Raw genomic sequence first — 18105 nt, 5'->3', positions numbered from 1 at the left:
GCCACGCCTTGTCCGCCCAGCACTTGATGTCGTCGGCCGGCTGGATCCGTGAGGACCTGCACGTTCATCCCGTGGTGCTTCTTCCCCGAGTGGTACGGCTGGTCGGCAGCCTCAGCTCAGCCTCCTCCAGGAGCGAGACGACCGAATCCGCTTCGGTACCGTACTGATCTGCGATTACAGCGGCGATACGGCTTGTCACTGTCACGGCGTGCCTGCCACCGGACGGCCGTCGAGGAAGTCCTCCAGGATCTCGGCGAACCGTGTCGGCTGTTCCTCCGCCGGGTAGTGGCCGCAGTCGTCGAGGACGACCCCCGTGACGTCGTCGGCCGCCAGCCTCATCGTCTGGGTGGCGCTCTCGCCGCTCCACAGCGCGCCGCCGACGCCGAGCACCGGCAGCGTCAGCCGGGTCTTGCCGCGCTGCTCGTTCTGCGCGATCGTCTCGTCCAGCGCACGGTAGTACGCGAAGCTCGCCCGCAGTGCGCGAGGATCCGCGGTGATCGCGTCGACGTAGACGTCGACGGCGTACGCGGGGATCGCGGTCCGCGTGGCGGCCTTGGTGGCGAACTGCCAGCCGAAGAAGAGCCGTTCCCGTCCCCGGACCAGTTCCTCGTTGAGGTCGGGGAGCCGGTTGAAGCCGAACTGCCAGAGCTTCAGGTTGGCCGCGTCCGGGCCGAAGAACGGCGGCGACGGCGTGAGACCTGGGATCACCGCTTCGACGACGGCGAGCCGGCCGACCCGCTCGGGGTGATCGGCGGCGAGGGCGTACGCGGTCCACGTACCGATGTCGTGGCCGACCACGTCGAACCGGTCGTGCCCGAGTTCGGTCATCAGCGCGACCAGATCGGCGGCGAGCGTACCTGCGTCGTACCCGTCGTCGGGCTTGTCGGAGAGCCCGGACCCGCGCGAGTCGACGGCGACGACGGTGTGCCGGCGGGCGAGCCCGGGCATCACTTCGCGCCAGGCGTACCAGGTCTGGGGCCACCCGCCGATCAGCAGCAGCGCCGGGCCGTCCCCACCGGTGACCGCGTGCAGCCGCAGCCCGTTCACCTCCACGAGCCGGCTGGTGAAGACGTCGAGGAATCCTTCGGGCAGTCGCAGTGAACTCAGGCTTGTCATGCCGGTGACCCTACCCATCTTTGAATGATCGGTACAAGATGTGTAGGCTGACGGACCATGGCAGGGCGCAAGCAATTCGACGTGGACGAGGCGCTACGACGTGCGATGCACGTCTTCTGGAGCTGGGGTTATTCGGAAGCCTCGATCGACCGCCTGACCGAGGGCACGGGCCTGGGCCGGGGCTCGCTCTACGGCACCTTCGGCGACAAGAGCACCCTCTTCCGCAAAAGCCTCCAACGGTACGCGCAGACCTACCACCCACAGTACGAGCAGGCACTGTCCGGCCCCCACCCGAGCCCGAGCGCCGTTGTGGCCGCCTACCTGCAAGTCGCCCTGAACCGCATCGCCGACCCGACGGTCCCGGACGGCTGCCTGCTCACGGTGTCGGCAACGCAGTTCCCGGCCCTCGACGCGGACGGCCAGGCGATGGTCCGCGCCATGATCGACGGTTTGCGGGCGATGCTGGAGCAGGCGTTGCTGGCGGCGGGGGCCGATGAACAGGAGGCGGCGGAGCTGGCGTTGTGCACGCTGGCGACGAACAAGTCCCTGGCGGTGCTGAGCCGGGCCGGCTTCTCGGGCCAAGACCTGGCAACCGTCGCCGCAGCCGCCGCCAAGAACGCCCAGGCCGCCCAGGCCGCCCCGCCGAATCGACCGGCCGAACCGTCGGGGCCCCGATAGGCGGGAACGGCCCCGACGGCACGGCACACCGTCATTGGACGGCCGACGAGTCGGCCGTCCAACCGTCGATCAGTGGTCCGCGCAGCACGGCGTGGGGTCCGGGACCTCGAACGGGACCAGGACCCCGCCCGCCGCCGGCATCAAGGTCAGGATCAGCTCACCGTTCTGCCACTGCGGGCGTACGTGGTCCCGGGTCACCACCGGCTGGTCCGGCAGAGGCGCACCGGGCGTGCCCAGCACCACGAACCCGCCGATCGCGGAGCGAGCCCGTAGCTCCGCGACCGTCAGCGTGCCCGTCAGCCCTGTCGCGCCCGGGTAGACGACCGCCCGGCCCACCTCGTCGGGGGCGCCGGGCGTCACTTCGTACCCCTTGGCCGTGAGGCGGCCGGCGGTGTCCTCGGACTCCGTCGCGAAGGAGAGGGCGACCCTCGGGCGTTCGCCGCGAATCAAGTGCGTGCAGCCGAACGTGCCCTCGGGGAGGGACAGTTCGGCTGCCAGCTCCAGCAGCAGGTGGTCGGCCGTACGCAGGTCGCGTACGGCCGTGTCCATCGTGCTGACGTGCCTCGGAGAGGTCACGCGGGCAGGACCCAGACCGGGTTCGAGTAGAACCACAGGTCCTTCCACGGGTCCGCGTCGCCGACCACGTCGATGGCGGGACCGGCCGGGTCGACCGCCGCGCCGCGCGAGCCGACGGCGGACCGGTTGCCGTCCGAGCCGCGCAGGCGGAGGTAGAGCGGGCGGTCGACACGGCCGAGGGAGTACGTGATCCGGACCGTGCCGGTGGACTTGTCGACCTCGTACGACTTGACGACCTTCGCGGTCGGCGCGACGAGTGTGTCCTTGTCCGCGGCCGGGCCCGTCACATCGCCCTGGATGACATCCACCTTGGCCAACCTGGGGATGAAACCGGCCCAGTTGGCGTCCTGGGCCAGTGCGATGTCCACGGTCAGCGTGACGTTCGTGCCCTTCTTGACGTGCAGCGCGCCACCGAGCGTGGCCCAGCGGCTGCCGCCGGAGACCCGGACGTCGAGGCCGCTGATGAGCTGGCCGTGGTCGACCCACACGCGCCCGGCTCGGATGCCGTCCATCACGGCGGCGTACGAGAAGTCCTCGGCGCCGACGTGCGTCCTGCTGTACTGGCCGGGCCAGTAGTCGCCCTGGGTGACGTCGATCTTGCCGTTGTAGACCGGGTCCTGGTAGCGGCCGTCGGTGTCGAAGTCGCCGCCACCACGTGCGGCGGTGTCCGCGTAGACCTGGTGCGAGTCGGAGTTGGCGCTGATCCACCAGGCCTTGCCCTCGGCGAGCAGGCTGTCCCAGAGGCCGCCGACCGTGGCGGTCATCCAGTCGAAGCCGCCCCAGGTGCGGTAGCTCTCCAACGGGTAGCCCGGGAAGGAGTTGGCGCTCGGGTTGTTGTCGTAGATGCCCCGCGCCCGGCCCATCCCGAGGGGCGTGGGCAGACCGGCGGCCTGGTGGCCGGGGGCGCCCTCGAAGCCGACGGCTATCTGGTGACTCGCGGGCGTCGCGTCGCGCCAGGCGCGGATCTCGTGCGGCGAGTCCACACCGCGACGCGCCGGGTGGTTGGCGAGCATCAGCGCGTCCTGGACCTTGCGGCGCCGGACCTGCTCACCGAGGAACGCCAGGCCCGCGACGGCCAGTGCCTCGTTGGCGGGCGTCGAGTCGGAGGCGTTCTTCACGCTGCCGTCGTAGTCGGTCTCGAACTGCTTGAGGACGGAGACCTCGTTCTTGCCGGGGTGCACGAAGACCGTGCCGTGCTCGGCGCCCGGGATGTTCCATTCGAGGCCCTGGAAGACGAGGGTGTCCTCGTACGCCGAACGGGCCGCCTTGATGTCCGGGTTGACCTTGTCGACGCCGATCTTCGCGTGCGCGTTGCTGCCGTGGTCCGTGATGACCAGCCAGTCCATCCCGTGCCCGGCGCCCTGCCGGACCTGGTCCACGACGCGGTACTTGCCGTCGCTGCTGTACTGCGTGTGGATGTGGTGGTCACCGGCCAGCCAGAGGAAACCCTTGCCCTTGCGGCCGCCGGACGAGGGGCGCGTACCGGTCGCCGTCCGCGCGGCGGCCGTACCGCTCGCCGCCGCGCCGAACGCGCCCACCGTGGCCAGTCCCGCGCCCAGCAGGCCCGCGCGACGGAGCAGGGAACGGCGCGACTGCTGCTCGGGGGTCAGGGCCTCGTCGGGTACGGAGGTGTCGAAGGCGGCGGGGAGCGGGGCGCTCTCCTGGCCGTGCCCGTGGTCGTGGTCGTGACCGTGGTGGTGATGCCCGTGCCCGTGACTGTGTCCGTGCCCCATGTCGGCCTCCTGTGTCCGGCGCCGCCGGTGCGGTCGCGCGCTATGGAGACTCGATGTGAAACATGAACGCCGGGCGACACGGGAGTGATCTGCGGGCGACTCCGGCACGGCGGCTCGCCTCAGCTCGCACGGTTTCCCCAACTGACCCTGTAGAGCAGACTAGTTGACCGTCCCATCTCGCCCACCCCCGCTGTTTTCTCTGTTGCCCGGAGGCACCCCACCATGAGAAGACCCAGAAGGCTCATCGGCACCCTGACCGCCGGCGCGCTGGCCGTGGCCGGGCTCACCGCCGCCACCTCCACCCCCGCCACCGCCACGACAGCCGCCGCCCCTTCCTCCGGCACCTTCGACGTCCTCACCTACAACGTCGCCGGTCTCCCCGAAGGGCTCAGCTCCGGCAACCCGGCGAAGAACACCCCGCTGATCTCCCCACGGCTCGGCGCCTACGACATCGTGAACGTCCAGGAGGACTTCAACTACCACGCGGCGCTGTACGCGGGCGACGACCACCCGTACCGCACGGCGACCAGTGGTGGTGTCCCCTTCGGTGACGGCCTCAACACCCTCTCGGACCACTCCTTCGAGGACTTCGAGCGGGTGGGGTGGAACGACTGCACCGGCACCAACTGCCTCACCCCGAAGGGGTTCTCGCTGGCGCGGGTGCGGCTCGCCGAGGGTGTCTTCGTCGACCTCTACAACGTGCACACCAACGCCGACGACACGGACGACGCCCTCGCCGCCCGGCGCGCCAACATCGAGCAGCTCTCGGACTTCGTCCAGGCCAGTTCGGCGGGCAACGCGGTGGTCGTCATGGGTGACACCAACACCCGTTACACCCGCGCGGGCGACAACATCCGTACCCTCGTGAGCGAGAACGGGCTGACCGACGCCTGGGTGCGGCTGGTGCGCGGCGGCAGCGCCCCGGCGCAGGGCAGCGACGCGCTCGTCTGCCCCACCACCGCGCCGACCGATTCCTGCGAGGTCGTCGACAAGGTCCTGTACCGCGGCAGCCCCCTGGTGAACCTCTCCGCGACCCGCTACGACAACGAGTGGGCGCAGTTCCTCGACTCGGCCGGCGGCAACCTCTCCGACCACTTCCCGCACACCGTCGACTTCTCCTGGTCCCTGTCCGCGAAGCTCCGGGCGAGCGACTTCTTCGGCGGCCCGCACGGCACGGCGTTCAACGACGCGGACGACCTGCCGACCACGGCCACCCCCTCGCCCCGCACCCTGACGCTCCGCGGCGGCTCCCGCCTGGACGCCGTGTCCCTCACGCTCGACGGCGGTACGTCCCTGGCCCACGGCGGTACGGGCGGCACGGCCGCCTCCCTCACCCTCGCCACCGGCGAACACCTCACCTCGGTGAAGCTCACCCAGGGCCAGAAGGACGGCCGGACCCGGATCTTCTCGGCGGCCTTCACCACCGACAAGTCCCGTACGGTGGCGGCCGGTTCGGCCACGTCGGACGCCGTGACGTACACCGCCCCCGCCGGTTGGCAGATCGTCGGCTTCACCGGGCGCGCGGGCACCGAGGTCGACAAGCTGGGGGTGCTGTACGCACCGATCGGCTGACCCGGCCGACACCGGCGGAACCCGGGCGGCACCGACGGCCACGCGGTCCGGCGGCACGCGGTCCGGCGGCTTGCTACTCTCGCCACGTTCTTGCCTAGAAGCCCTAGGAAAACGGTCCTGGGAAAGGGTTGCCGATCATGGCTCGTGCCGGGCTCACCACCGAGCGGGTCGTCGCGGCCGCCGCCGACCTCGCGGACGAGGTCGGCTTCGCGGCCGTCTCACTGTCCGCGCTGGCCAGGCGGTTCGGGGTGAAGGACGCGAGTCTGTACTCGCACGTCAAGAACCTGCACGACCTGCGGACCCGGATCGCCTTCCTCGCGGGCGCCGAGATGATCGACCGCATCGCCGCGGCGGTGGCCGGGCGGGCCGGCAAGGACGCCCTGGCCGCCTTCGCCGACGCCTACCGCGCGTACGCCCTGGAGCACCCCGGCCGGTACGCGGCGACCCAGATCCGTATCGACCAGAGCCTCGCGGCCACCTCCCCCGCCTTCGCGCGCACCGCCGAGGTGACCTACGGAATGCTGCGCGCGTACGGCCTCGAAGAGCCCGATCTCACCGACGCGGTACGCCTGTTGCGCAGCACCTTCCACGGCTACTGCGCCCTGGAGGCCACCGGCGCGTTCGGCGCCTCCCGTGACGTACGGGCCTCCTGGACCCGAGCCGTCGCCGCGCTCCACGTGACGCTGGAGAACTGGCCGAGCTAGGCCCCCGGTCCTGTTGACGCGGCAGGTCCGTACTTCTAAGGTCCTGGGAAAACTGATGTCTGATGTCCTTCATCAGCTGTCAGGCATCAGGTGTCAGATGTGCACGATCAGAGACCCCTCTCCTACGCAAGGAGTCCGGACAAGGTGCTGCTCTCTCGACCCCAACGCCCCCCGCGCGCCCCACGACCCCCGTCACGCTCCCGTTCGATACCTCACCAGCTGGCGGTCGCCGCGCTGGCCCTCGCCGTCGCCGTCGCCACGCTGCTCCTCACGCCCCGGCCGGCCGCCGCCGACGCGAGCGGGCAGTCTGCCGTGGCGAGCCAGGACTGCGTCAGCGGCCGGATCCGGATCACGCTGGTCAACGACACCTCGGCCGCCACCACCTTCACCGCGGCCTGGTCCGGCGTCGGGACGTACACGCGGGCCGTGGGCGCCCAGGACCGTACCGATCTCTTCTTCTCCAAGCCCGACGGCACCGCGTACTCGGTCGTCGTCACCACGCCCGAGGGTCTCGCCACCACCCTCAGCGGCACCCTGGACTGCGGCGCCTCGCTGGGCGCCCAGCTCGGCATGGAGTGTCCCCGTGCCGCCGACGGCTCGCCGCCCTCGACCCACAGACTTCGGCTGACCCTGGTCAACCGGTCGGCGAGCGCCAAGACGTTCACCGTCACCTGGGCAGGACGCTCGGGTTCGCCCTGGACGAGGACGGTCGCGGCCGGCGCCTCGGACGACTCGCTGTACTGGACGCCGGCCGACGGGACGGCGTACGGCATCACGACCACGGCCACCGGCTTCAGCCGTACGGAGAGCGGCACCGTCGCCTGCGGGCTGGGCTCCGGAACGCCGGGCATGAACTCCCGGACACTGTTCTCCACGACCGACCCCATCGCCGGGCTCAACACCCGTACGGCGGACGGCACATACGAGGAGACCTCGGCGACGGTGGCCTCGGTGCGCATCCCCGCGATGGCCGTCAGCAACACCGGCACGATCGTCGCCATGGCCGACGCCCGGGTGGCCGACTCGTCCGATCTGGGCGGCACCAGCAACGACATCCAGGTCGCGATGCGGCGCAGCGGTGACGGGGGCGCCACCTGGACCGGCGCCGAGATCGTCCAGCACGCCGGCACGACCACCGAGGGCTACGGCGACGTGAGTCTGCTGGTCGACCGTTCGGTGGGCGCCAACGGCAAGATCTACGCCTTCCTCACCTACTCCCCGGCACCGGGCATCGGGTTCACCGGCTCCTCGGCCGGCTCCAACTCCGCGGACGACGCCACCGCGTTGCACATCCGCTACATCGCCTCGACCGACAACGGGGTGACCTGGAGCGCTCCCGTCGACGTCAACCCGCAGGTGAAGAGCAAGAGTTGGGCGGGCATGTTCGCCTCCTCCGGCCACGGGATCCAGCTGGCGAGCGGCCGGCTCGTCCAGCCCATCGTCTACCGGGAGAACGGCGTCGACCACGCGGCCGACATCTACTCCGACGACCACGGTGTCACCTGGAAGGCCGGCACCTCGGCCGCCACCGGGGTGAACGAGAGCAAGGCGATCCAGCGCGGCTCGGGCAAGGTGGTGCAGAACCTGCGGTCCAACAGCGGCGGCAACCGCTGGTACGCCACCGCGACCGACAACGGCGCCCCGGACGTGGCCAGTTCCTTCGGCACGGCCTGGAACTCCGGGATCGTCGACCCGGGTTGCAACGCCGACGAGATCTCGTACCTCTCCCCCACCGACGTGGACTCCGGCGGCCGTCCGACCACCACGGAGGTCGCCCTGTACAGCGGCAACGCCTCCGGCAGCAGCCGCGACGACCTGACCGTACGGGTCAGTGAGGACGACGGAGTGAGCTGGCCGCACCAGGTGCTGATCAAGCCGGGCGCGGCCGGTTACTCGACCATGGCGGTCCTCGGCGACGGGACGATCGGCAACCTGTACGAGATCGGCGCCACCGGCGGGATCGTCTTCAGCTCCTTCACGCTCGACTGGGCCCGGCAGTCCTGACCTCGCCCGGTCGGCTCAGCTCAACAGGTCTGTGACCCAGGCCAGTTGACGGCTCCGGTGGTACTCCGCGCCGCCCTCGTGACCGTTGAACCCGTAGACCTCCACGCCCTTGGGGCCCGCGTAGGCGTGATAGGCGCCGAAGCAGGTCGAGGGCGGGCAGATCTGGTCCATCATGGCGATGGAGAACAGCGCGGGCGCGGTCGCGCGGGCGGCGAAGTGCACCCCGTCGAAGTGGGAGAGCGTCTCGAACACGGCCCCGGCCCGGTCCCGGTGGAGTGCGAGGTACTCGGCGATCTCGGTGTACGGGGGCTGCGCCGCCCGCTCCACGCCCCGGGGGATGTCGCACAGGAACGGCACGTCCGGCATGACGCCCGCCAGTCCGGGCACCAGGCCCGCCACCGCCAGAGCGACGCCGCCGCCCTGGCTGACGCCGGTGACCACGATCCGGTCGGGGTCGATCCCGGGAAAGCCCCGGGCCGCCTCCACACAGCGCACGGCGTCGGTGAACAGCCGCCGGTAGTAGTAGGTGTCGGCGTCGAGCACACCTCGGGTCAGGAAACCCGGTATCCCACCCGACTCCAGTCCGGATCCGGCCCCAGGACCGGACACAGGTCCGGTACCGGACTCCGCACCGAAGTGGTCCGGGGTGGCTCCCGGCGCCGAGGACCAGCCCTGACCCCGGGTGTCCATGACCAGGTGCGCGTAACCGGCCGCCGCCCAGGTGAGGTTCTCGTGGGGCAGCCCGCGCCCGCGTCCGTATCCCAGGAACTCCACCACACAGGCGAGCGGGCCGCCGCTCCCGGCGGGCAGCCGCAGCCACCCCCGTACCGGAGCGCCGTCGAACCCGGGGAAGGTCACGTCCAGGACCCGGATCTGGGTCAGGCCGCAGTCCACCGGGACGAACTCCGGCCCGGTGGTGCCGTGGGCGCGTGCCGCGTCGAGGGTGCGCTGCCAGAAGGCGTCGAAGCCGGCCGCGACGGCCGGCTTCGAGCGGTGGTCCAGGCATTCGGCGTAGGTCAGATCGGTCACCGGCACGGTGACTCTCCTTCGTGCTGAGCCCTTCGGTGCTGAGCTCTTCGTACGGAACCGTCGGTCAGCCCTGGACGACCGGGCGGGCGGGGGCGGCCGGACGCGCGGGGACCTGGGCCAGGCGGCGGCGGACCGGGGCGTAGTGGGCGGTGACGGCCTCCGCGAAGGCGAGCGCGTCCCCGGCACGGGCCGCGTCGACCATCCTGCGGTGCGCGCTCACCGTCTCCTGCTCGTCGGCGGTGGTGATGACCGCGAGGTGCGGGGAGACGACCGCGTACACGTCCCAGAAGGCGACGGAGAGCTGTCCGATCAGTTCGTTGCCGAGCTGCTCGACCAGGAGCACGTGGAACGACCGGTCGGCCGCGACGAAGCCGTGTCCGTCGCCGCTGCCGGACTGCTCCATCTCGTCCACCAGGCGGTCCAGGACGTCGAGGTGCTCGGTCCTGAGGGAGGCGACGATCTGGTCGGCCATGCCGCGCTCGAAGAGCTGGCGCACGTCGACCAGGTCGGACATGACCTTGACGTCGTCGTCCCTGCCGAGGAGGCCCCTGAAGGTCAGGCTCTCGACCATGGCGGACATGCTCAGCCGCCCCACATAGGTGCCGTGGCCACGGCGCACCTCGACGATGTCGAGTGCGTTGAGGGTCTTGACGGCCTCGCGCACGCTGGAGCGGCTCGCGTCCAGCGCCTGGCACATCTCGCTCTCCGTGGGCAGCAGATCGCCGGGGCGGAGGCCGTTGTCGAGAATGTAACGCTTGATCCCCTCGCTGACCTCCTCCATCAGCAGGCGACGCCCGGCACGCGGCTCAACATTTCTCCCGCCGTTCACCCCTTGACCCCTCTCGTCGTCCCGAGTACGTTCACAGCTTATCAGACATCTGATGTCCGATACCGGAGCTTCCAGCGCGCCGGATTCCCGCCCTGCTCTCGCTCTTCACCGCATCTGCCATCGCAATCTTCCGTCGCATCCTTCACCGTCTTGCACCGCATCCTTCACCGCTCTCCCTGTCGTTCCAGGAGGTCCCCTGTGCCAGCTCCCCGTAGGACACCCGTCAGAGTCGACCGTCGCAGTTTCCTGCGCTACACCGGCGCGGTCGGCGCGGCCGCGGCGTTCACCAGCACGCTCGCCGCCTGCGGCGGTTCGACGAACACCGGTGGCTCGGGCTCGGCCGACAAGGACACGATCACCGCGGGCATCTCGTACGCGCTGTCCACCGGCTTCGACCCGATGACCTCGTCGGGCGCCACCCCCGTGGCGGCCAACTGGCACATATTCGAGGGCCTGGTCGACCTCGACCCGGTCACCCTCGAAGCCCGCCCCGCGCTGGCCACCGCGATGCCCACCAAGATCAACGCCACCACCTACCGAGCCACCCTCCGGGACGGTGCCACCTTCCACGACGGCTCCGAGGTGACCTCGGCCGACGTGGTCTTCAGCTTCGAGCGCATCCTCGACACGGCCAACGCCTCGCTGATGGCGCAGTTCCTGCCGTTCCTCGACTCGGTGAAGGCGGTCGACGCCAAGACGGTCGAATTCAAGCTCAAGTACTCCTTCGCCCTGTTCCCCAGCCGCATCTCGGTCGGCAAGATCGTGCCGAAGGCCGTCGTCGAGGCCAACCCGACCACGTTCGACGCCAAGCCGGTCGGCTCCGGCCCGTACCAGCTGGTGTCGGCCACCGCCGAAGACAAGATCGTCTTCAAGAAGTACGCCAAGTACAACGGCAAGTACCCCGCCAAGGTCGAGAACATGGTCTGGAACCTGCTCTCCGACGCCTCGGCCCGGGTCAGCGCCATGCAGTCCGGCCGCGTCGAGGCCATCGAGGACGTACCGTACATCGACGTCTCCGGCCTGAAGCAGGCGGCCACCGTCGAACTCGCCCAGTCCTTCGGCCAGTTGTTCCTGATGTTCAACTGCGCCAAGAAGCCCTTCGACGACGTCCGGGTCCGTCAGGCACTGCACTACGCGCTGGACACCGACAAGATCATCAAGACCGCGATGGCCGACGGCGGCACCCCGGCCTCGGGCTACCTGCCCACGACCCACGCGGACTACGCGAAGGCGTCCACCGTCTACACGTACGACCAGGCCAAGGCCAAGAGCCTGCTCAAGGAAGCCGGCATCGGTGCCATCAAGGTGACCGTCCTGACCACCGACACCTCCTGGGTGGCGGACATCGCCCCGCTGATCAAGGAGTGCTGGGACGCCGTCGGCGTCAAGGTCACCCTCAACATCGCGCAGTCGGCCGCCCAGTACGCCAAGGTCGACAGCGGTGACTTCGAGATCCTGGTGGCCCCGGGCGACCCGTCGGTCTTCGGCAACGACGTCGACCTGCTGATGCGCTGGTTCTACGTGGGCACCTGGCCCAAGACCCGCTTCAACTGGTCCTCCACCGCCGACGCCAAGAAGGTCGTCGGCCTGCTGGACAAGGGCGCCCAGGCCGCGTCCGAGGACGCCCGCAGGGAGCTGTGGAGCCAGGTCAACGACATCGTCGCCGAACAGGCCCCGCTCTACCCGATCCTGCACCGCAAGCTGCCCACCGCGTTCAACGCCGACGCGCTCTCCGGGTTCAAGCCGGTACCCACCACCGGTCTGTCCTTCCTGAGCGTCAGCCGGGCTTGAGCGTCAGCCGGGCCTGACCGACCAGGCCGACCGCCACGCCCGTACCCGCACGCGCACCCGTACGGGCAAGTGCACCCGCACGGCGCCGGCCCGCTCCAGAACTTCTAGGAACCCACACGATGGTCGCATTCCTCCGGCTCGCCCTGCGTCGACTCATGCTGTTGCCGATCATGGTCCTCGGCATCACGCTCCTGGTCTTCGTAGTGCTGCAGTTCTCGCCCACCGACCCGGCCTACAACGCCCTCGGTGAAGGCGCGTCGGCCGCCGCCCGCGCCGCCTACGCAGAGTCCCACGGGCTCAACGACCCCCTGCCCGTACGCTACTTGTCCTTCCTCAACGACCTCCTGCACGGCGACCTGGGTCTGACCATCCCGCCGAGTCAGCCCGTCTGGGACCGGATCGTCCAGGCCTTCCCCATCACCCTCCAGCTGACCCTGTGCGGGCTGCTGCTCGCCGTGGTGGCGGCCGTGCTGCTCGGGGTCACCGGCGCCGTGTACCGCGACCGGTGGCCCGACCAGGTGATCCGGGTGCTGTCGATGGCCGGTGTGGCCGTGCCGTCGTTCTGGTTCGGGGTCCTGCTCATCCAGCAGTTCGCGCTGAACACCGCGGTCTTCCCGACCGGCGGCTACGTCGCGCCCGCCGACTCGTTCGGCGACTGGATACGGTCGATGACACTGCCGGCGATCGCCCTCGCCGTGCCGGTCGCCTCCTCGCTGGCCCGGCTGATCCGCACCTCGATGGTCACCGAACTCGACCGCGACTACGTCCGTACCGCCACCGGCAACGGGCTGCCCCGCACGGTCGTCATGCGCGGTGTACTGCGCAACGCGCTGGTCACCCCGCTCACCGTGCTGGGCATCCGCGTCGGCTATCTGCTCAGCGGCGCGGTCGTCATCGAGACCATCTTCGACCTGCCCGGCATGGGAAAGCTGATCCTCGAAGGCGTCACCCGCGGCGACTCCAGCCTGGTGCAGGGCACGGTGCTCACCATCGCGCTGGCCTTCCTGATCGTCAACGTCGTCGTCGACCTGCTGTACCTGCTGGTCAACCCCCGCATCAGGACGGTGTGACATGTTCACTGGCCGCATCGGCCTCGCCAAGAGGCTCGCCCGCCCGGGGATCCGCTTCCGCGCCCTGCCCCTCACCTCACGGATCGCCCTCGGCCTGCTGGTCGTCGTCGTGCTCGGCGCGGTGTGCGCACCGCTGCTCGCCGCCGACCCGCTCGCCACCGGCACCCCCGTCCAACCGCCCAGCGGCGCCCACTGGTTCGGCACCGACCGCGTGGGCCGCGACATCTTCGCCCGCGTCGTCTTCGGCGCCCGCTACTCCCTGCTGATCGGCCTCGGCGCCACCGCCGTCGCGGTGCTGATCGGCGCCGTCATCGGCTCGGCGGCCGCCACCTCGCCCAAGTGGGGCGACGAATCGGTGATGCGGACCCTCGACATCGTCATGTCGTTCCCGCCCATCGCCCTGGCGGCGGTCCTGGTCACCGTGTTCGGCTCCAGCGTCCCCGTGCTGATCTTCACCATCGCCTTCGTGTACGTGCCCTCGCTCGCCCGAGTGGTACGCGCCAACGTCATGTCCCAGTACGGCGAGGACTACGTGGCCGCCGAGAAGGTCATCGGAGCCAGGCGCGCCTACATCGTCGTACGCCATGTCGCGGTCAACTGCATGGCCCCGGTCATGGTGTTCGCCACCGTGCTGGTCGCCGAGGCGATCATCTTCGAGGCCAGCCTGTCGTTCATCGGCGCCGGTGTGCAGGATCCCGAGCCCAGCTGGGGCAACGTACTGTCCTACGGGCGCCAGATCCTGCTGTCGGGCGGCTGGTGGGCCACCCTCTTCCCGGGCCTGGTCCTCCTCGTCACCGTGCTCGCGCTCAACATCCTCTCCGAGGGCCTGACCGACGTCTCCGCGTCCCCGGGCGCGGCGCGCGCCAAGGCCCGTACCGCCGCCAAGGCCCGTACGGGCAAGGACGGGGCCGGGTCCGGTGTCGCTCCTGGAGGAGCCGACGCCCTCGCGCCGGCCGACCTCCTCGCCGCCTCGCCCGAGGCGCAGACGCAGACGCAGACGCAGACGCAGACGGCGCAGGACGTCGACCGGGCTCTGGCGGTGCTGTCCGAGCGGGTGCTCTCCACCCCCTCCCGGATCAAGCCGGTGCCCGCCGACGCGGCCGAACTGCTGTCGGTACGCAACCTGTCGATCCGCTTCCCGGACCGCTACGGCGCCACCGCGGTCGTGGACAACATCTCCTTCACCGTGCACGAGGGCGAGACCCTGGGTCTGGTCGGCGAGTCCGGCTGCGGCAAGTCGATCACCAGCCTCGCCGTCATGGGCCTGCTCGCCCGCAACGCCGAGACCACCGGGCGCATCGACTACCGCGGCGAGAACCTGCTCGACCTCAGCCCGCGGCAGCGCCGTGGCCTGGCCGGACACGAGATCGCCATGGTCTACCAGGACGCCATGTCCTCGCTGAACCCCTCGGTCCTGGTCGGCACCCAGCTCAAGCAGCTCACCTCACGCGGCGGCACCAAGACGCCCGCCGAGCTCCTCGACCTGGTCGGCCTCTCGCCCGAGCGCACCCTGCGCAGCTACCCGCACGAACTGTCCGGCGGCCAGCGCCAGCGCGTACTGATCGCGATGGCCCTCTCCCGCGACCCCCGGCTGCTCATCGCGGACGAGCCCACCACCGCGCTCGACGTCACCGTGCAGGCGCAGATCGTCGAACTCCTCGTCCGGCTGCGCGACGAACTCGGTTTCGCCATGGTCCTGGTCTCCCACGACCTGGCCCTGGTCGGCGACCTCGCCCACCGCATCGCGGTGATGTACGCCGGGCAGATCGCCGAGACCGGCGGCACCCGCCCGCTGCTCGCCGGCCCCGCCCACCACTACACACGGGGCCTGCTCGGCTCGGTCGTCTCCCTGGAGGCCGGGGCGAAGCGGCTGCACCAGATCCACGGCATCGTCCCCGCGCCGCGGGAGTTCCCCGCGGGCTGCCGCTTCGCCACCCGGTGTCCGGCCGCCGACGAGCTGTGCCGCACCACCAGTCCCGCCCTCACCGGCCGTCCCACCCCGACCGGCCATGACGGCGACGAGCACTCCTTCGCCTGTCACCACCCGGCCGGCGCACTGTTGCAAGGGAGCAGCCGATGATCCGCCTGGAGAACGTCCACGTACGCCACCGGGCGCGCAGCGGTGGCCTGTTCCGCCACGACACCGTGCACGCCCTGACCGACGCCGCCCTTGAGGTGCGGCGCGGCGAGATCGTCGGCCTGGTCGGCGAGTCGGGCTGCGGCAAGTCCACGCTCGCCCGGGTACTGACCGGCCTCCAGAAACCCAGCGAGGGCCAGGTCTACTTCCGGGACGAGGACCTGTGGCGGATGCCCGGGGCCCGGCGCCGCCGGGAGTTCGGCTCGTCGGTCGGTGTCGTCTTCCAGGACCCCTCGACCGCCCTCAACCCGCGGATGCCGGTGGGCCGCATCCTGCGCGACCCGCTCGACGTCCACCGGCGCGGCACCGTCGCGGAGCGCGAGGACCGGGTGGAGGAACTGCTCGACCTCGTCGGACTGCCGGGGCACACCGTCGGCGCCCTCGCGGGTGAGCTCTCCGGCGGACAGCGGCAGCGTGTCGCCATCGCCCGCGCGCTGGCCCTGGAGCCGGACATCGTCGTGGCCGACGAGCCGACCAGCGCGCTGGACGTCTCGGTCCGCGCCCAGGTCCTCAACCTGCTGATGGATCTACGGGCCCGGCTCGGTCTGGGCATGGTCTTCATCTCCCACGACATCCAGACCGTCCGGCATCTCGCCGACCGGCTGGCCGTGCTCTACCTGGGCCGGATCGTCGAGCAGGGTCCCGCGGCCGAGATCTCCGCGGCGCCCGCCCACCCGTACACGGAGGCCCTGTTCTCCGGCACGCCGAGCCTGCTGCACTCCACCGAGCGCATCGTCCTCACCGGCCCGGTGCCCTCGGCCACGCATCCGCCGACCGGCTGTCCCTTCCGCACCCGCTGCTGGAAGGCCGACGACGCCTGCGCGACGGTCTTCCCCCTCGCCTCCGGCCCGCAGAGCCACCAGTGGCACTGCGTCCATCCCCAGATCACCGACCCGGCCACGGTCACCGACCCGGCCGCGATCACCGACTCGGCCACGGCCGGCACCGGCACCACCACCGGCACCACCAATAGGAGCACTTCGTGACCCCCCGCACCCCCCGTTTCTCGGGCGTCATCCCGCCCGTCGTCACCCCGCTCACCGACGACGGCCGGATAGACACCGCCTCGCTGGAGCGCGTGGTCGCCCACCTGCTCGACGGCGGGGTCGACGGGCTCTTCGTCCTGGGCAGTTCGGGCGAGGTCGCGTACCTCACCGACGAGCAGCAGGCGACCGTACTGGACGTCGTGGTCGGCGCGGCCGGCGGTCAGGTGCCGGTCCTCGCCGGCGCGATCGAGACCACCACCAACAAGGTCGTCGAGCGGGCGCGGGCCGCCGTACGGCACGGTGTCGACGCCCTGGTCACCACCGCGCCCTTCTACACCCGGACCCACCCCACCGAGCTGGACCGGCACTTCCGGCTGGTGGCGGCCGCCACCGAACTGCCGCTGCTGGCCTACGACATCCCGGTGTGCGTCCACAGCAAGCTGGACCGCTCGCTGCTCCTGTCCCTGGCCGACGACGGGGTGCTGGCCGGGGTCAAGGACTCCAGCGGCGACGACGTCTCGTTCCGCCGCCTCGCCATAGACCTGCGCGACCGGCCGGAGTTCGCCCTGCTCACCGGCCACGAGGTGGTCGTGGACGCGATGCTCCTGGGCGGCGCGGACGGATCGGTGCCGGGCCTCGGCAATGTCGACCCGCACGGCTACCGCAGGCTGCACGACGCCGCCGCCAAGGGCGACTGGGCCGCCGCCAGGGCCGAACAGGACCGGCTGGCCGAGCTGTTCGACATCGTCGCCGTCGCCGACCCGGCCACCGCCTCGGGTACCGCCGCGGGCCTCGGCGCGTTCAAGACCGCGCTGACGCTGCTCGGCGTGATCAGCGGCAACGCCGTCAGCGCCCCGATGCGGCGGCTCGACGTGGAGGAGACCAGGGCCATCGGCGTCGTCCTCGAACGAGCGGGACTGCGGTGACGCTGGTCGCCGGGATCGACATCGGCGGCACGAAGACCGCCGCCGCCCTGGTGACCGCCGACGGGCAGCTCGTACGCCGTACCGAGCTGCCCACCCCGGCGGCGGCCGGCCCCCGCGCGGTGCTGGACGCCGCGGCGGAGGCCGTGACCCGGCTGGAGGCGGGCGGGGCGGGCCTGGTCGCCGTCGGTGTCGGCAGCGCGGGGGTCATCGACCCGGTCGACGGCACCGTGCGCTCCGCGACCGACGCCATGCCCGGCTGGGCCGGCACCGCGCTGCGCGCCGGCCTCGCCGAACGGCTCGGCGTGCCCGTGGCGGCGGACAACGACGTCAACGCCCATGCCGTCGGCGAGGCCTGGCGGGGCGCGGCCGGCGGGCAGTCCACCGTCCTCGTCGTCGCCGCCGGAACCGGCATCGGGGCCTGTGTGCTGCTCGGCGGCCGGGTCCACCACGGGGCGCACGGCGTCGCCGGTGAGGCCGGGCACCTCCCCGTGCCCGGCGCGGCCGGCCTGCCGTGCACCTGCGGCGGCCTGGGTCACGTCGAGGCGGTCGCCTCCGGTCCCGCCATGACGGCCGCGTACCGGGCACGCACCGGTTCTCCGGACGCCCGGCTGAGCGACATCGCGCGTCTCGCGGCGGACGGCGAGGCGGAGGCGGTGGCCGTCCTGCGGGCGGGCGCGAGCGCGCTCGGCGAGATGATCGGCGGGGTCGCCAACCTGCTGGACCCGGACCTGGTCCTCGTCTGCGGCGGGGTCAGCAGGTGCGGGGACCTGTGGTGGGACGGGCTGCGGGCGAGCGCCTCGGCGCATCTGCTGCCGCCGCTGGCGAGCACACCGATCGTGCCGGGGCTGCTGGGCAACGACGCTGCGCTGTACGGCGCGGCGCGGCTGGCGTGGCTGATGACCGCCGACCGTGTGCCCCGGAGCACGATGGCGCGGTGACTCGGTGGACGGCCAC

General features: G+C 71.1%; 15 protein-coding genes. 10 read left to right on the top strand and 5 right to left on the bottom strand.

Annotated elements, in window-relative coordinates:
- Positions 1–201: 201 nt before the first annotated feature.
- The gene (locus ACLVWQ_RS02185) at positions 202–1116 is read right to left on the bottom strand and encodes an alpha/beta fold hydrolase (RefSeq protein ID WP_414106355.1); all 915 of its coding nucleotides are present in this window, start codon (positions 1114–1116) and stop codon (positions 202–204) included.
- Between the two features lie 57 nt (positions 1117–1173).
- Here ACLVWQ_RS02185 and ACLVWQ_RS02180 point away from each other — a divergent pair, with 57 nt between their 5' ends.
- Positions 1174–1794: a TetR/AcrR family transcriptional regulator gene (locus tag ACLVWQ_RS02180; RefSeq protein ID WP_414106354.1), complete on the top strand. Its 621-nt coding sequence runs from the start codon at positions 1174–1176 to the stop codon at positions 1792–1794.
- Positions 1795–1863: 69 nt separating this feature from the next.
- Here ACLVWQ_RS02180 and ACLVWQ_RS02175 read toward each other — a convergent pair whose 3' ends face one another.
- Together ACLVWQ_RS02175 and ACLVWQ_RS02170 are read right to left on the bottom strand one after the other, a co-directional pair.
- Positions 1864–2370, bottom strand: a complete 507-nt coding sequence (locus ACLVWQ_RS02175) for a hypothetical protein (RefSeq protein WP_414106353.1) — start codon at positions 2368–2370, stop codon at positions 1864–1866.
- Positions 2367–4103 carry a PHP domain-containing protein gene (locus ACLVWQ_RS02170; RefSeq protein ID WP_414106352.1) on the bottom strand — a complete coding sequence of 579 codons (1737 nt, stop codon included), beginning with the start codon at positions 4101–4103 and terminating at the stop codon, positions 2367–2369. The genes ACLVWQ_RS02175 and ACLVWQ_RS02170 overlap by 4 nt, the downstream gene beginning before the upstream one ends.
- Positions 4104–4325: 222 nt before the next feature.
- Here ACLVWQ_RS02170 and ACLVWQ_RS02165 point away from each other — a divergent pair, with 222 nt between their 5' ends.
- The 3 genes from ACLVWQ_RS02165 to ACLVWQ_RS02155 all read left to right on the top strand — a co-directional run bounded on the left by ACLVWQ_RS02165 (position 4326) and on the right by ACLVWQ_RS02155 (position 8383).
- Complete coding sequence (locus ACLVWQ_RS02165) at positions 4326–5675, top strand: jacalin-like lectin (protein ID WP_414106351.1); 1350 nt, start codon at positions 4326–4328, stop codon at positions 5673–5675.
- A 137-nt stretch (positions 5676–5812) separates the two neighbouring features.
- A complete protein-coding gene (locus ACLVWQ_RS02160; protein ID WP_414106350.1) occupies positions 5813–6379 on the top strand; it encodes a TetR-like C-terminal domain-containing protein in 567 nt (188 codons plus the stop codon).
- Between the two features lie 144 nt (positions 6380–6523).
- The gene (locus ACLVWQ_RS02155; protein ID WP_414106349.1) at positions 6524–8383 is read left to right on the top strand and encodes an exo-alpha-sialidase; all 1860 of its coding nucleotides are present in this window, start codon (positions 6524–6526) and stop codon (positions 8381–8383) included.
- Positions 8384–8398: 15 nt separating this feature from the next.
- Here ACLVWQ_RS02155 and ACLVWQ_RS02150 read toward each other — a convergent pair whose 3' ends face one another.
- Together ACLVWQ_RS02150 and ACLVWQ_RS02145 are read right to left on the bottom strand one after the other, a co-directional pair.
- Positions 8399–9418 carry an acetylxylan esterase gene (locus ACLVWQ_RS02150; protein ID WP_414106348.1) on the bottom strand — a complete coding sequence of 340 codons (1020 nt, stop codon included), beginning with the start codon at positions 9416–9418 and terminating at the stop codon, positions 8399–8401.
- A 58-nt stretch (positions 9419–9476) separates the two neighbouring features.
- Positions 9477–10193: a FadR/GntR family transcriptional regulator gene (locus ACLVWQ_RS02145; RefSeq protein ID WP_414106347.1), complete on the bottom strand. Its 717-nt coding sequence runs from the start codon at positions 10191–10193 to the stop codon at positions 9477–9479.
- A 246-nt stretch (positions 10194–10439) separates the two neighbouring features.
- On the opposite strand from ACLVWQ_RS02145, the gene ACLVWQ_RS02140 reads away from it, so the two are divergent.
- The 6 genes from ACLVWQ_RS02140 (at position 10440) to ACLVWQ_RS02115 (ending at position 18089) form a co-directional block, all read left to right on the top strand.
- Entirely contained in the window at positions 10440–12032 is a 1593-nt protein-coding gene (locus ACLVWQ_RS02140) for an ABC transporter substrate-binding protein (RefSeq protein WP_414106346.1), read from the top strand.
- A gap of 119 nt (positions 12033–12151) precedes the next feature.
- Positions 12152–13102 (top strand): ABC transporter permease, encoded by a 951-nt coding sequence (locus tag ACLVWQ_RS02135; protein ID WP_414106345.1) that lies wholly within the window; start codon positions 12152–12154, stop codon positions 13100–13102.
- Position 13103: 1 nt separating this feature from the next.
- Positions 13104–15182 carry a dipeptide/oligopeptide/nickel ABC transporter permease/ATP-binding protein gene (locus ACLVWQ_RS02130; RefSeq protein ID WP_414106344.1) on the top strand — a complete coding sequence of 693 codons (2079 nt, stop codon included), beginning with the start codon at positions 13104–13106 and terminating at the stop codon, positions 15180–15182.
- The gene (locus ACLVWQ_RS02125) at positions 15179–16225 is read left to right on the top strand and encodes an oligopeptide/dipeptide ABC transporter ATP-binding protein (protein ID WP_414106343.1); all 1047 of its coding nucleotides are present in this window, start codon (positions 15179–15181) and stop codon (positions 16223–16225) included. The genes ACLVWQ_RS02130 and ACLVWQ_RS02125 overlap by 4 nt, the downstream gene beginning before the upstream one ends.
- The gene (locus ACLVWQ_RS02120) at positions 16222–17151 is read left to right on the top strand and encodes a dihydrodipicolinate synthase family protein (RefSeq protein ID WP_414106342.1); all 930 of its coding nucleotides are present in this window, start codon (positions 16222–16224) and stop codon (positions 17149–17151) included. The genes ACLVWQ_RS02125 and ACLVWQ_RS02120 overlap by 4 nt, the downstream gene beginning before the upstream one ends.
- Positions 17148–18089, top strand: coding sequence for an ROK family protein (locus ACLVWQ_RS02115; RefSeq protein ID WP_414106341.1), 942 nt, complete (start codon positions 17148–17150; stop codon positions 18087–18089). Before ACLVWQ_RS02120 ends, ACLVWQ_RS02115 begins: the two co-directional genes overlap by 4 nt.
- Positions 18090–18105: the final 16 nt, after the last annotated feature.

Source organism: Streptomyces sp. CWNU-52B (assembly GCF_047444975.1).
In the GTDB taxonomy this organism is placed as follows: Bacteria; Actinomycetota; Actinomycetes; order Streptomycetales; family Streptomycetaceae; genus Streptomyces.
This window is presented reverse-complemented; position numbering and strand designations above follow the sequence as displayed.

Bases quoted from the DNA above. Each gene is read 5' to 3' on its own strand.
- ACLVWQ_RS02160 (WP_414106350.1), top strand. From the start codon at position 5,813: ATGGCTCGTGCCGGGCTCACCACCGAGCGGGTCGTCGCGGCCGCCGCC.
- ACLVWQ_RS02165 (WP_414106351.1), top strand. From the start codon at position 4,326: ATGAGAAGACCCAGAAGGCTCATCGGCACCCTGACCGCCGGCGCGCTG.
- ACLVWQ_RS02180 (WP_414106354.1), top strand. From the start codon at position 1,174: ATGGCAGGGCGCAAGCAATTCGACGTGGACGAGGCGCTACGACGTGCG.
- ACLVWQ_RS02145 (WP_414106347.1), bottom strand. From the start codon at position 10,193: ATGGAGGAGGTCAGCGAGGGGATCAAGCGTTACATTCTCGACAACGGC.
- ACLVWQ_RS02125 (WP_414106343.1), top strand. From the start codon at position 15,179: ATGATCCGCCTGGAGAACGTCCACGTACGCCACCGGGCGCGCAGCGGT.
- ACLVWQ_RS02135 (WP_414106345.1), top strand. From the start codon at position 12,152: ATGGTCGCATTCCTCCGGCTCGCCCTGCGTCGACTCATGCTGTTGCCG.
- ACLVWQ_RS02170 (WP_414106352.1), bottom strand. From the start codon at position 4,103: ATGGGGCACGGACACAGTCACGGGCACGGGCATCACCACCACGGTCAC.
- ACLVWQ_RS02185 (WP_414106355.1), bottom strand. From the start codon at position 1,116: ATGACAAGCCTGAGTTCACTGCGACTGCCCGAAGGATTCCTCGACGTC.
- ACLVWQ_RS02130 (WP_414106344.1), top strand. From the start codon at position 13,104: ATGTTCACTGGCCGCATCGGCCTCGCCAAGAGGCTCGCCCGCCCGGGG.